This is a genomic window from Amycolatopsis albispora, assembly GCF_003312875.1.
Lineage (GTDB): Bacteria > Actinomycetota > Actinomycetes > Mycobacteriales > Pseudonocardiaceae > Amycolatopsis > Amycolatopsis albispora.
The window spans coordinates 3,502,384-3,516,012 of sequence record NZ_CP015163.1 but is presented as its reverse complement, the minus strand read 5'-3'; the positions used below and the strand labels follow the sequence as shown (position 1 = coordinate 3,516,012).

Sequence of the window (13,629 nt, the reverse complement as noted above, 5' to 3'; positions counted from 1 at the left end):
TTCTTAGGCTAGCCTGTGCGACATCAGAGGGCCCGTTCCGGATAAGTGTCACCCGGCCGGATCACCACAGGTGACCGTGGTTGTGTGGGACCACGAGGACCCTCGGATCCCGGTGCCACCGCACCGCCTCCGGTCCGCCGCCGGTAATGATTCTCCATTTACGACAGTGGATGGAAAGAAGATTCCGGCTTCCGTTGAACCAGGATCAACACCACATCATCGGGGATAAATTGCAGCTCAAGTCCGGTCCAAGTGGCACGGTAGGTATGAGTTTGCCAACGCCGATCGTGGGTGCTGGGCTATGTGGGTGACACGGCGTTCGAGGAAAGGGGTGAACTCTGTAACCGGAATTCGGCCCGCCGCCCGTCCGGGTACGGACAACCCGGCGCCCGCTCCGCCCCAGACACCATTTTTGCAGGTCAGTAGGTGTTTGCTGAGCCGTTCGAACAATCACACTATTGGTGTACGATTCCGGCACCACGCTGACTTTTGTGATCGATTGGGTGCTGCTGTTGTCCCCGTGCACGTGCAGATGGCATGTTGCGTTGTGCCGTGCATCCGCCCGGGGCGATGCACGAGCGGCAGCAGCAGCTGAGCGAAGCCGGTGGCCGCGCGCCGGGTGTGGATCGACGTGCTCGACGATGGCGAACAGGGAGTCACTTTCGTGACTGGTGCAGGAGAAGGCCAAGTGCCTGTTGGAAAGCTGCTCGGACGGCCGCCCCGGAGGCCGTCCAGATGGCGCTCGCTGACGCGCTGGCGCGACTGGAACCTGCCGGTCAAGCTGGCCGCGGTGACGCTGGTGCCGATCCTCATCGCGATCGTGCTCGGCGTGCTGACCATCGGCAGCCAGGTGGAGCGCTCGAGCAGCTACCAGCGGATGGACCGGCTGGTCGCGCTCGGCGGTGAGCTCCGCACCACGCTGGCGCACCTGCAGGCCGAGCGGGTGCGCACGGCCGAGCTGCTGGTGCAGACCACCGTCCGTGATTCGCCGGAGCTGGCCGAACTGCGCCTGCGCACCGACGGCGCGCTGCCCGGGCTGGACTCCGCGATCGAGCGGGCCACCTCGCTCGACAGCGGCGTGGTCAGCCCCGCCAGGGAAGCCGACGACCAGCTCTCCCGGTTGAGCCAGATCCGCCAGCAGGTCGACGCGGGCGGGCTCGAACCCGCCGAGGCGATCACCGAATACACCGCGGTGGTGACCGGACTGCTCAAACTGGACACCGCGCTCACCGCGGGCATCAGCGACGAAGCCATCGGCGGCACGCCGACCGCGCTGCACGATCTGCTGGTGGCCAAGGAAGAGGTGTCGCTGGCGCAGGCGCTGGTGAGCTACGGCATCGCCCGCGGCACGCTCTCACCGGCCGAGCTGAACCAGTTGCGCACCACCGAGGTGCGCCTCGCCGACCGGCTCGCCGACTTCCGCGCCGCGGCCTCGCAGTCGCAGCGCCAGGACTTCGACACCACGGTCGCCGGGCCCAGCTTCGAAACCCGCGACACGCTGGTCCGCACCGCGCTCGGCGAGCAGGGCCGCTCGCCGGAGGAGGCGCTGCGGGAGACCTCGGCACAGCAGTGGACGGACAGCTCGACCGCGGTCGGCACCCGGCTTTCCGAGGTCAGCGGCCGGATCGGCGACCAGCTCGGCACGGTGTCGGCGAACCTGGCCGACCAGGCCAGCACCGGCGCCGGTGTGCTCACCGTGCTGCTGTTCGCCGCGCTGGTGCTCGCCGCCGCGGTGGTCTTCCTGATCACCCGGCAGCTGCTGCGCTCGCTGCGGGTGCTGCGGGCCAGCGCGCTGGACATCGCGGAGAAGCAGCTGCCCGGGGCGGTGGAGAACATCCAGGAGGGCCGTCCGCAGAGCACCGACGTGCAACCCGTTCCGGTGTCGTCGAAGGACGAGGTCGGCGAGGTGGCGCGCGCGTTCGACGCGGTGCACAGCCAGGCGCTGCGCCTCGCCGTGGAGCAGGCCGCGATGCGGACCGGCTACAGCAGCGTGTTCGTCAACCTTTCGCGCCGCAGCCAGAGCCTGGTGCAGCGGCAGCTCCAGCTGATCGAGCGGCTGGAGCGCGACGAGGAGGACGCGGACCAGCTGGCCACGCTGTTCCAGCTGGACCACCTGGCCACCCGGATGCGCCGCAACAACGAGAACCTGATGGTGCTCTCCGGCGCCGAACCGGCCCGCCGGTCCGGGCAGCCGGTGTCCACAACGGACATGCTGCGCGCGGCGGTCTCGGAGATCGAGCAGTACCAGCGCGTGGTGGTGCAGCCGCCGCCACCGGCGAGGGTGGTCGGGTACGCGGCGAGCGACCTGATGCGCCTGATCGCCGAGCTGCTCGACAACGCCACCGCGTTCTCCGCGCCGGAAACCCAGGTGACCGTGGCGACGCGGCTTTCGGAGGACCGCGTGCTCTCGGTGGACATCCTGGACAAGGGCATCGGGATGAACGAGGCGGAGGTCGCCGAGGCCAACACGCGGCTGACCGAAGCCGGTTCGGTGGACCTGGCGACCTCGCGCCGGATGGGGTTGTTCGTGGTCGGCCGCCTGGCCAGCAGGCACGGCATCGGCGTGGTGCTGCACGGCGGCCGGGACATCGTCGGCGTGCGCGCCACCGTGACCGTGCCCGCCGACCTGGTGATGGACGCGATCCCCGGCACCGGCACCCGGCCGCGGCTGGAGCCGCAGTCCACGCCGCCGGGCCGTCAGCCCGCCGGGGCGCTGCCGCGCCGGAAGGCCAACGGCACAAGCCGTCCCGGGCTGCTGCCCGCTTCTTCGCCGGTGCCGTCGCCGTCCGAGGGCAGCGCGCTGGAGCGGCGGCTGAGCGGGGAGGAGGTGCCGTCGCCGACCGCGGCGGAGGTCTCCGGTACCGCGTTGTTCAGCCCGGTCACGCCGACCGAAGAGATCCCGGTGACGGTGGACGAGCCGAAGCCGGAGCCGGAGGCGGCGCCGCTGACCTCGAAGCCGAAGCCCGCCGAGAGCGACAGCGAGGCCACGCTGCCCAGCGGCAAGGCGCTGTTCGTGTCCAATCAGGACACCAGCGCGCCACGCGGGGTGCTCAGCGACTGGTGGGCGGCGGCGACCACGGCGGAGCCCGCGCCGGAGCCGGACCAGCCGGAGAACACGCCGATCTTCGACGCGATGCTGTCGGCCTGGTTCCGCAAGAGCGAGCCGGAAGAGGCGGCGGCCGACCAGCCCGAGGCAGCCGCAGCGGCCTCGACGGCCAAGCCCGCTGTTGAGACGTCCGAAAAGGACACTGAAGCGGCCGAATCGCCCAAGCCGGAGTGGGACTTCCCGTCCGACGAGAGCTGGCGGACGGTGGAGGCGGTGTCCAAATCGGAGCCGTCGAGCTTCACCGCGGCCGGGCTGCCCCGGCGTCGGCGCGGGGAGAAGCTGCTGCCCGGCAGCGCGGCCGCGTCCACCCCGGCGCCGGTCGCCAAGGGCACCGACCTCCCGGTCCGCGACCCGGCGAACGTGCGTGGCCGGTTGAGCAGCTTCCAGCAGGGCGTCAACCGCGGACGGCAGGAAACCGGCCGGGTGCCCGCGGACGGTGCCGAGGTGCCCGCCATCGCGCAGGTCCCACTCGGCCCGGCCCCCGCCCCGGAACCCCAGACCGGCACCACCCCGCCCACCACCTCCGGCACCCAACCCGCGGCGAAGGCCAAGCCTGGTACCCCGCCCGCGAAGCGCGGCACCAACGGAACCAAGGCCGCCACCGGCGGGGCCACCAAGGCCACGAAGGCCACCGCCAAGCCCGGCACCAGCACGGAAACCGAGGCCGGGACCGAAACCGCGGCCAAGACCGGAAGCGAGCCCGCCGCCAAGGCCGGGACCAAGGCAGGAACCGGCACCGCTGCCAAGACCGGCACCGCTGCCAAGACCAAGACCGGCACGAAGACCGCGGGCAAGGCCAGCGGCGCCACCAAGGCCGAAACCGAGGCAGAAACCCCGGCCACTGCCGAGACCCGCACCGCCACCGGAGCCCGGGCGGCCGCCGGGTCTCGGGCTGCTACCGAAAACGGGGTCGCAGCGAAGAGCCCAGCCGCCGAAGCTTCGGCGACCGCCGAGACTCCGGCCACCGTGGAGACCCGGGCGGCAGCCAAGACGCAGGCCACCGTGGAGACCCGGGCCGCCGCCAAGACGCAGGCCACCGCCAAGACGCAGGCCGCCGAAGGTTCAGCGGCCCAGGCCGCCAACGCGGAGGCCCAAGCGGAAGCGAAGCCCGCTCCGAAGGGCTTCGGCTCCGACGAGGGCTGGCAGGCCGCGCAGGCGGTCGCCGAGGCGGTGTCCGGCATCGAGCCGTCCAGTTTCACCGCGGCGGGCCTGCCCCGCCGTCGGCGTGGTGAGCACCTGCTACCGGGCAGCGCCGCACCCGCTACCCCGGCCGCCGCACCGCGGCCGGGCCGTGACCCGCATGATGTGCGCGGCCGGTTGAGCAGTTTCCAGCAGGGCGTCCGCCGCGGGCGGCACCACAACGCTCAGGCCGCCGCGGACGGGAAAACAGAGAAAGTGGAGGGTGAATGACTTCCCCTAGTTCGGCCCAGCCCCAGAACCAGTTCGGCTGGCTGGTCAACGACTTCGCCGAGCGGGTCCCCGGCGTCGCGCACGCCGTGGTGGTCTCGGCCGACGGACTGCTGCTGACCGCGTCCAACCGGCTGCCGCTGGACCGGGCCGACCAGCTCGCCGCCGTCGCCTCCGGCCTGGTCAGCCTGACGCAGGGCGCGGCTCGCTGCTTCGAAGCCGGTGCGGTCAACGAAACCGTGGTGGAGATGGAACTCGGCATCATGGTGCTGATGTCCATCAGCGACGGTTCGTGCCTGGCCGTGCTCGCCGCCCCGAACTGCGACATCGGCCAGGTCGCCTACGAGATGACCATGCTGGTCGACCGGGTCGGCCAGATCCTCACCCCGGAACTCCGCGCGCAGTTGCAGGGCGCCGGCGGTTCGCTGATCGGCCAGCCGGTGGGATGATGGCCTGATGAGCACGGGACCGGACCACGGGCGTGAGCGGGACGACGGCACCTTCGCCGACGTCCTGAACGGGTTCACCCTGGATTCCGGTCGTGGACGTCGTAAGCGCAAGAAGGACAAGGACGGTCATGCTCATGCTCAGTCACTTGACGCACCACCGGCTGAAACGCGGGGGCACGCGATGACGCCCCCGCCGGCGCCGGTCGCCGAGATCCTCGCCCCGCCCAACCCGCTCTTCGACACCGGGCAGCAGCCGCGCGTGCAGCCCCACGGCCACCCCGCCTACCAGCCACCGCCCGTGCCGGAACCGCCACCGGCGGCCGAAGAGACCGCCATCGTCCGCCCGTACGCGCTGACCGGCGGGCGCACGAAGGCCAACCACGTGCTCGAACTGGAGACGCTGATCTCCACGAACGCCGAGGAACTCGCCTCCTTCGTGCCCGAACAGATCGAGCAGAGCTCGATCGTGGAAGAATGCCGGACCCCCCGTTCCGTCGCGGAGATCGCCTCGGCGTTGCGGGTGCCGCTGGGGGTGGCCAGGGTCCTGATCAGTGATGCCGCGGACGCCGGCCTGGTCATCGTGCACAAGACCGCCTCCGGCAGCGAGAACGACGAGGCACACCTGTTGTTGATGGAAAGGGTTTTGAGTGGACTCCGTCGGCTTTAAGGCTCCGCGGGAGAGCGCGCCAGGCACCATGACCTCGGCGAAGATCGTCGTGGCCGGCGGGTTCGCCGCCGGCAAGACGACCTTCGTCGGGTCGGTGTCGGAGATCGTGCCGCTCACCACCGAAGCGATGATGACCGAGGCCAGCAGCGGCGTCGACGACCTGCGGGCGACGCCGAACAAGGCCACCACCACGGTGGCGATGGACTTCGGCCGCGTCTCGCTGGACTCGGACCTGATCCTGTACCTGTTCGGCACGCCGGGGCAGCAGCGCTTCTGGTTCATGTGGGACGACCTCGTCCGCGGCGCGATCGGGGCGGTGGTGCTGGCCGACACGCGCCGCCTGGCCGACTCGTTCGCGCCGGTGGACTTCTTCGAGGACCGCGGCCTGCCCTACATCATCGGGCTGAACTGCTTCGACGGCGAGCTGCGGCACGACGTCGAGGACGTGCGCGAGGCGCTTTCGATCGATCCGAGCGTGCCGATCGTCAAGTGCGACGCGCGGGACCGCGAGTCCACCAAGCAGACCCTGATCACCATGGTCGAGTACGCCATGCGGCAGTGGCTGGCCCGCCGCGGCGGCGGCGTGGCGGCCGGGGTCCGCTAGAAGACTGGTGAAACTCCTCACACGATGGTGGCGGCCTTCAAAATAGTAGGAAGTCCAAGTATTTTGGAGGGATGAGCACCGAGCTGCACCAGCCCGCGCACCCCGTCCGGTTCGTGACCGCGTCCAGCCTGTTCGACGGCCACGACGCCTCGATCAACATCATGCGCCGGATCCTGCAGTCGCAGGGCGCCGAGGTGGTGCACCTCGGCCACAACCGCTCGGTCGACGAGGTGGTCACCGCGGCCATCTCCGAGGACGTGCAGGGCGTGGCCATCAGCGCGTACCAGGGCGGGCACGTCGAGTACTTCAGCTACCTGGTGGAGCTGCTCAACGAGCGCGGCGCCGGGCACATCCGGGTCTACGGCGGCGGTGGCGGCGTCATCGTGCGCGAAGAGATCGACCTGCTGCACTCGCGTGGCGTGGCCAGGATCTTTTCGCCGGAGGACGGCCAGCGGCTGGGCCTGCCGGGCATGATCAACCTGATGATCCGCGAGTGCGACACGGACCTGTCCGAGGCCGGCGCCGGCTCGGTGGACAAGCTGCTCTCCGGCGACGTGCCCGCGCTGGCCCGCACGATCACCCGGCTGCAGCTGGGCACGCTGCCCGAGGACCACCTGACCGCGATCACCGAGGCGGCCGCGAGCCGTCAGGTGCCGGTGCTCGGCATCACCGGAACGGGTGGTTCCGGCAAGTCCTCGCTGACCGACGAGCTGGTCCGGCGGTTCCGGCTCGACCAGGAGGACAAGCTGCGGATCGCGGTGCTCGCGGTGGACCCGTCGCGGCGGCGCGGCGGTGGCGCGCTGCTCGGCGACCGGATCCGGATGAACTGCCTGGACGGCTCGCCGGTGTTCTTCCGCTCGCTGGCCACCCGCACCACCAGCGGTGAGATCCCGGCCGGGCTGGACGAGTCGGTGCTGGCCTGCAAGGCCGCCGGGTACGACCTGGTGATCGTGGAGACGCCGGGCATCGGCCAGGGCGACGCGGGCATCGTCGACCACGTGGACCACGCGCTGTACGTGATGACGCCGGAGTTCGGCGCCGCGTCCCAGCTGGAGAAGATCGACATGCTCGACTTCGCCGACGCGGTGGCGATCAACAAGTTCGAGCGCCGCGGTGCCGAGGACGCGCGCCGCGACGTGGCCCGCCAGCTGGTGCGCAACCGGGAGGCCTTCGGGTCCTCGCCGGAGGACATGCCGGTGTTCGGCACGTCGGCCGCCAAGTTCAACGACGACGGGGTCACCGCGCTGTACCAGTACCTGCGGGACGCGCTGGCCGAGAAGGGGCTGTCGGTCTCGCCGGGCGTGCTGCCCGCGGTCGAGGGCAAGGTGTCCACCGACGCCAGCACGATCATCCCGTCCTCGCGGGTCCGCTACCTCTCCGACATCGCCGACACCGTGCGCGGTTACCACCAGCGCACGATCGACCAGGTCGCCGCGGTACGCCGTCGCGAGCACCTGGAGGCCGCGCGCACCGCGCTCGCCGAGGCGGGCGACGACGTGGCCGCCATCGAGAAGCTGGCCGAGCAGGCCGCCGACGCGGTCGACGCCGACGTCCGCCGCCTGCTGGAGCACTGGGCCGAGCTGGCCGAGTCCTACCGCGCCGAAGAGCTGGTGGTGAAGATCCGCGACAAGGAGCTGCACACGCAGCTCTGGCGCGAAACCCTGTCCGGCAGCAAGATCCCGCGCGTGGCGCTGCCGCGCTACACCGAGACCGGCGAGCTGCTGTCCTTCCTGCGCCGCGAGCACCTGCCCGGCTACTTCCCCTACACCGCGGGCGTTTTCCCGTTCAAGCGGGAGGGCGAGGACCCGGCCCGGATGTTCGCCGGCGAGGGCGACGCCTTCCGCACCAACCGCCGGTTCAAGTACCTGTCCGCGGATTCCGAGGCCAAGCGGCTGTCCACCGCGTTCGACTCGGTCACCCTGTACGGGCACGACCCCGACACCCGTCCCGACATCTACGGCAAGGTTGGCACCTCGGGTGTGTCGATCGCGACGCTGGAGGACATGCGGGCCCTCTACGACGGGTTCGACCTGACCGCGCCGAACACCTCGGTGTCGATGACCATCAACGGCCCCGCGCCGACCATCCTGGCGTTCTTCCTGAACACCGCGATCGACCAGCGCGTCGAGGCGTTCAAGGCCGAGCACGGCCGCGAGCCGACCGAGGCGGAGGCCGCCGAACTGCGGGAGTGGGCGCTGCGCAACGTCCGCGGCACCGTGCAGGCCGACATCCTCAAGGAGGACCAGGGCCAGAACACCTGCATCTTCTCCACCGAGTTCAGCCTGCGCATGATGGCCGACATCCAGGAGTGGTTCATCGAGCACGGGGTGCGGAACTTCTACTCGGTGTCCATTTCGGGCTACCACATCGCCGAGGCCGGGGCGAACCCGATCTCGCAGCTGGCCTTCACCCTGGCCAACGGCTTCACCTACGTCGAGTCGTACCTGGCGCGCGGCATGGACATCGACGACTTCGCGCCGAACCTGTCGTTCTTCTTCTCCAACGGCATGGACGCGGAGTACTCGGTGCTCGGCCGGGTGGCGCGGAGGATCTGGGCGGTGGCCATGCGCGACCGCTACGGCGCCAACGAGCGCTCGCAGAAGCTCAAGTACCACGTGCAGACCTCGGGCCGGTCACTGCACGCGCAGGAGATGAGCTTCAACGACATCCGCACCACGCTGCAGGCGCTGTGCGCGCTCTACGACAACGCGAACTCCTTGCACACCAACGCTTTCGACGAGGCGATCACCACGCCGTCGGAGAGCTCGGTGCGCCGCGCGATGGCCATCCAGATGATCATCAACAAGGAGTGGGGCCTGTCGAAGAACGAGAACCCGCTGCAGGGCGCGTTCATCATCGACGAGCTGACCGACCTGGTCGAGGAGGCGGTGCTGGCCGAGTTCGACCGGATCTCCGAGCGCGGCGGTGTGCTCGGCGCGATGGAGACCGGCTACCAGCGCGGCCGCATCCAGGACGAGTCGATCCTGTACGAGCGGCTCAAGCACGACGGTTCGCTGCCGATCATCGGCGTGAACACCTTCCGCAACCCGCATCCCGAAGAGGACGAGGTCGAAGTCGAGCTGGCGCGCGCCACCGAGGACGAGAAGCAGTCGCAGCTGCGTCGTCTCGCGGACTTCCAGCAGCGGCACGCGACCGAGGCCGAGCTGGCGCTGCGGAACCTGCGTGAGGCCGCGACCCGGGGTGGCGAGAACCTGTTCGGCGTGCTGATGGACGCGGCGCGGGTGTGCTCGCTCGGCCAGATCACCGAAGCCTTCTTCGAGGTCGGGGGCCAGTACCGGCGCAACGTGTGATCAGTGACGGCACAGACCCGTTCGGAACGGCCTGCCCGAGAGGTGCTCGTCGAGGTGATCGAAGTGGACGGCACGTGCGACGCCGAGCAGGTCGCGGACCTGGTGGACGCCCGGTTCAGCTGTTTCCGGTGACCCTGTCGGCCGCGATGAACACCGCGGCACGGCGTTCCGCGGCCATCACGCGGTCGTACTCGGCCCAGTCGTCGTGCGTGCCGGTGGCCGCTCGGAACACGTCGCGCAGCAGCGACGGCAGCTTGTCCTGGTCGAAATCGGGATCGGGGTCGTCGGGGCCGATGATCCGCACCGCGCCCTGAACGCCGGCCCAGTTCCAGCCGCGGCGGAACACGATCGTGGCGTGCCCGGCGGTGCGCAGCAGGCGCAGCTTCAGCGCGTCACCACGCGCGACAAAGCCGACCGACGGCACGTCGCTCACCGGATCGTCGATCAGGCCCGCGTTCACCACGGACGAGTGAACCGTGCCGTTCGCGCGAACGGTGGAAATGACGGCGAGGCCGTGTTCGTCCAGCGCGAGGCGCCGGAGCAGCTCCAGGTCGGCGGGCATGGCCCCACCGTACTGGTTTGCCCGCCGAAAACCGGGGGTAATCCTGCGCCACGACACTCCGTGAGGGGAGAAAGTCATGGCTCGCGAGACCACCGCGAAAACCCTGCGTCCCCGCCGCGCCGGTCTCCAGCCGGTCCAGCTGCTGGCCGGGCTGGTCGGCCTGGCCTTCCTGGTGTTCGGCATCGTCGGCCTGGTGCGGACCGGCTTCGGCGACTTCGCCGGTCACTCGCACGGGACCCTGCTCGGGTTCGCGATCAACCCGTTCCACAACGTGGTGCACGTGCTCAGCGGCCTGCTCGGCGTGCTGATGGCCACCTCGTCCGGGCTGGCAAGGACCTACGGCTGGCTGCTGCTGATCGGCTACGGCGCGGTCTTCGTCTGGGGCCTGATGATCACCGGCGTGATCGCCAGCAACCCGCTGTCCGGCCTGGGCGACCCGCTGCACATCAACGCCGCCGACAACTGGCTGCACGGCGGGCTGGCCCTGCTCGGCCTGGTGATGGCGCTGCTGCCGGCCCGGAAGGTGGTGCACGCGGCCGAGCCCGCCGACACGCCGGCGGAGACCACCGGCACCACCGAACCGGTCACCGACGAGACGGCCCGCGACGAGCCCGCCACCGGGCCGCTGCGCACCCCGAAGCACCGCCGCTGGGACCTGAGGACCCGCTGAACCGGGAATAACCGCCGGGGCGGCCGCGGTTCGCCACGAACATGGACTTCGGTATCTCCACGTTCGTGACCGACGAGGGCATCCGCCCCGGCGTGCTCGGCAAGGCGCTGGAAGAGCGGGGTTTCGACTCGCTCTTCCTCGCCGAGCACTCGCACATCCCGGCCAGCCGCGAGTCGCCGTACCCGCCGGGCGGTGACCTGCCGCGGATCTACTACCGCACGCTCGACCCGTTCGTCACGCTCGCCGCCATCGCGAGCACCACCTCGAACCTGCTGCTCGGCACCGGGGTCGCGCTGCTCATCCAGCGCGATGTGTTCCACACGGCCAAGGAGGTGGCCAGCCTCGACCTGATCTCCGGCGGCCGCGTGCTGTTCGGTGTCGGGGCGGGCTGGAACCGCGAGGAGATGCGCAACCACGGCACCGACCCGCGCACCCGCGGCGCGCTGCTGGACGAGCAGCTGCAGGCGCTGAAACTGCTGTGGACCGAGGAGCAGGCCGAGTTCCACGGCAAGTTCGTCGACTTCGACCCGGTGTTCTCGTGGCCGAAACCGGTGCAGCGACCCCACCCGCCGATCTACATCGGCGGTGAGAGCGAGCGCGCGCTGCAGCGGCTGGCGAAGTACGGTGACGCCTGGTTGCCGCGTCCGGGCACGCCGCCGGAGGAGATCCGGCGGGTGAAGTCGTGGCTGGCCGAGCAGGGCCGGGAGAACGTGCCGACCACCATCTTCGGCGCGCCTGCCGAACGGGCCGGGGTGGCCGCGCTGGCCGAAGCCGGGGTCGACCGGCTGTCGCTGCTGCTGCCGACGCTGCCGGAGTCCGAGACGCTGCGCAAGCTGGACGAGTTCGCCACGTTCGCGGGCGAGTTCAAGTAACCGGAGTAGGTTGGCGAAGCGAGAACCACGGGTGAGAAGGGGTAAGCGTTCGTGAGTGAAGTTCAGATCGGCATGGCCGCGGCACTGGAGCAGTTTTCGCCGCGGGAGTCCATCGAGCTGGCCGCACTGGCCGAGCAGCACGGGTTCTCCGGCCAGATGGCCGCCGACCATTTCCAGCCGTGGGTGCCCGCGCAGGGCGAGGCGTCGTTCGTGTGGAGCGTGCTGGCCTCGCTCGCCGAGAACACCACCGGTGACCTCGGGCCGGGCGTGACCTGCCCGTCGTTCCGGCTGCACCCGGCGGTGGTGGCGCAGGCCGCGGCCACGCTGGAGGCCACCTATCCCGGGCGGACCTGGCTGGGCATCGGCTCCGGCGAGTCGCTCAACGAGCACATCATCGCCGGGTACTGGCCGGAGGCGCCGGAGCGGGTGCGCCGGATGTTCGAGGCGCTGGAGATCATCCGGAAGCTGTTCAGCGGGCAGGACGTCAAGCACAGCGGCGAGTTCTTCAAGCTGCACACCACCAGGCTGTGGACGCTGCCGGAGGCGCCGCCGCCGATCTACATCGCCTCGGCCGGGCCGTACACCTCGCGCAAGACCGGTGAGCTGGCCGACGGCCTGATCACGCCGGGCGCGTCGCTGGAGAAGCTGGCCGGCATCCTGGACAACTTCGGCAAGGGCGCGAAGAAGGCGGGCAAGGACCCGGACGCGATGCCGAAGCTGCTGCAGGTCCACCTGTCGTGGGCGCCGACCGAGGAGGAGGCGCTGGCCAACGCGATGGAGCAGTGGCCCAACGGCGGCATGAAGTTCCCGAAGGCCGACGTGCGCTCGCCGTTCGACTTCGAGCAGATGGCGAAGCTGGTGCGCCCGGAGGACTTCGAGGGCCGCATGGTCATCTCGTCCGATCCGGACGTGCACCGCGCGTCGCTGCAGAAGTACGTCGACGCCGGGTTCAACCGGATCTACGTGCACAACGTGGGCCGGAACCAGAAGGAGTGGATCGAGGTGTTCGGCCGGGAGGTCCTGCCCAAGCTGCACGCCTGAGCCGCGCTATGAATGTGGCTTTCATTGAGCCTTTTCCATCTTGGTTAGTTGGGGAGGTGTTCGAGGGTGAGGATGGCGTGGGCGAGTGTGGTGACGCGGTGGGTGCTGCAGCGGGCTCGGGTGAGGACGCGCCAGTTTTTGAGGGTGGCGAATCCGCGTTCGCCGCGGCTGCGCACCCTGGCCAGGGCGTTGTTGGCGGCTTTGTAGGCGGGCCCTAGTTCACGTTTGGGCTGGTGGCGGTTGCGGCGGTTGCGGTACGGGGTGATCACCCCGGGGGCGACCTGGTCGTAGCCGCCATCGGCCAGCAGCCGCAGCCCGGCCTGGCGGACCTGCTCGCAGATGCGGTGGTGGCGGGCGGCGGCGGTGTCGTTGATCGCGCCGGGCAGCCCGGGCGAGAGCCACAGCAGCTGGCCATCAGGATCGGTGAGGGCCTGGAAGTTGATGCCGTGGTAGCGGTGTTTACCCGAGAAGAAGGGCTTGTTCGCGGCGACACGGTCGATGCGGACGACGGTGCCGTCGATGATGGTGTAGTTGTGCCGGGTGCGGGCCAGCCGTCGGAGGGCGTCGGTCAGGGTGGGAGCCTGGTGGGCGAGCAGGGTGATGGTTTCGTGCAGGTAGCGGCACACGGTGGCCACTCCGATGCCGAACCCGGCGGCGAGGCGGTGGTAGGTGTCGCCGTTGCGCAGGTGGGCCAGGGTGAGCAGGGCTTGGCGCTGCGGGGACAGCCTGCGCCAGCGTGAGCCGATCGCGCGGCGGTGGGTACGGATGATCCGAGTCAGCTCGCGCAGTGTCTGGGTGGACACCGGGATCACCGAGGGGTAAGAAAGCACAACGAAGCTCCTGGTAGCGCATGTTTCTTGGTCGATACACGCATCTACCAGGAGCTTCGCCATGTCCAGCCCAGCGACACACCCTCACCAACCCACATCAGGTTGGAAAA

Annotated in this window: 11 protein-coding genes; 9 read left to right on the top strand and 2 right to left on the bottom strand. The window is 70.0% G+C overall.

Going from position 1 to position 13,629, the window contains the following annotated elements:
- Positions 1-688: 688 nt before the first annotated feature.
- The 6 genes from A4R43_RS16325 (at position 689) to A4R43_RS44445 (ending at position 9,676) form a co-directional block, all read left to right on the top strand.
- Entirely contained in the window at positions 689-4,516 is a 3,828-nt protein-coding gene (locus A4R43_RS16325) for a nitrate- and nitrite sensing domain-containing protein (protein WP_113693108.1), read from the top strand.
- Complete coding sequence (locus A4R43_RS16320; protein ID WP_113693107.1) at positions 4,513-4,962, top strand: roadblock/LC7 domain-containing protein; 450 nt, start codon at positions 4,513-4,515, stop codon at positions 4,960-4,962. The genes A4R43_RS16325 and A4R43_RS16320 overlap by 4 nt, the downstream gene beginning before the upstream one ends.
- Before the next feature lie 7 nt (positions 4,963-4,969).
- Positions 4,970-5,629 (top strand): DUF742 domain-containing protein, encoded by a 660-nt coding sequence (locus A4R43_RS16315; RefSeq protein ID WP_113693106.1) that lies wholly within the window; start codon positions 4,970-4,972, stop codon positions 5,627-5,629.
- Positions 5,610-6,233: a GTP-binding protein gene (locus A4R43_RS16310; RefSeq protein WP_162788493.1), complete on the top strand. Its 624-nt coding sequence runs from the start codon at positions 5,610-5,612 to the stop codon at positions 6,231-6,233. Before A4R43_RS16315 ends, A4R43_RS16310 begins: the two co-directional genes overlap by 20 nt.
- Positions 6,234-6,304: 71 nt before the next feature.
- Complete coding sequence (gene icmF / locus A4R43_RS16305) at positions 6,305-9,544, top strand: fused isobutyryl-CoA mutase/GTPase IcmF (RefSeq protein ID WP_113693104.1); 3,240 nt, start codon at positions 6,305-6,307, stop codon at positions 9,542-9,544.
- Positions 9,545-9,547: 3 nt separating this feature from the next.
- Entirely contained in the window at positions 9,548-9,676 is a 129-nt protein-coding gene (locus A4R43_RS44445; RefSeq protein ID WP_257791794.1) for a hypothetical protein, read from the top strand.
- Here the strand turns inward: A4R43_RS44445 and A4R43_RS16300 are convergent.
- The gene (locus A4R43_RS16300; protein WP_113693103.1) at positions 9,660-10,106 is read right to left on the bottom strand and encodes a pyridoxamine 5'-phosphate oxidase family protein; all 447 of its coding nucleotides are present in this window, start codon (positions 10,104-10,106) and stop codon (positions 9,660-9,662) included. The two genes, A4R43_RS44445 and A4R43_RS16300, sit on opposite strands and share 17 nt — an antisense overlap.
- Positions 10,107-10,182: 76 nt before the next feature.
- Here A4R43_RS16300 and A4R43_RS16295 point away from each other — a divergent pair, with 76 nt between their 5' ends.
- The 3 genes from A4R43_RS16295 to A4R43_RS16285 are packed head-to-tail and all read left to right on the top strand — an operon-like array spanning position 10,183 to position 12,689.
- Complete coding sequence (locus A4R43_RS16295; protein WP_113693102.1) at positions 10,183-10,776, top strand: DUF4383 domain-containing protein; 594 nt, start codon at positions 10,183-10,185, stop codon at positions 10,774-10,776.
- Positions 10,777-10,817: 41 nt separating this feature from the next.
- Positions 10,818-11,648 carry an LLM class F420-dependent oxidoreductase gene (locus tag A4R43_RS16290; protein ID WP_113693101.1) on the top strand — a complete coding sequence of 277 codons (831 nt, stop codon included), beginning with the start codon at positions 10,818-10,820 and terminating at the stop codon, positions 11,646-11,648.
- A 51-nt stretch (positions 11,649-11,699) separates the two neighbouring features.
- Positions 11,700-12,689 carry a TIGR03557 family F420-dependent LLM class oxidoreductase gene (locus tag A4R43_RS16285; RefSeq protein ID WP_113693100.1) on the top strand — a complete coding sequence of 330 codons (990 nt, stop codon included), beginning with the start codon at positions 11,700-11,702 and terminating at the stop codon, positions 12,687-12,689.
- A 44-nt stretch (positions 12,690-12,733) separates the two neighbouring features.
- Here the strand turns inward: A4R43_RS16285 and A4R43_RS16280 are convergent, their stop codons facing one another.
- Positions 12,734-13,519 carry a transposase family protein gene (locus A4R43_RS16280; RefSeq protein ID WP_113693099.1) on the bottom strand — a complete coding sequence of 262 codons (786 nt, stop codon included), beginning with the start codon at positions 13,517-13,519 and terminating at the stop codon, positions 12,734-12,736.
- Positions 13,520-13,629: the final 110 nt, after the last annotated feature.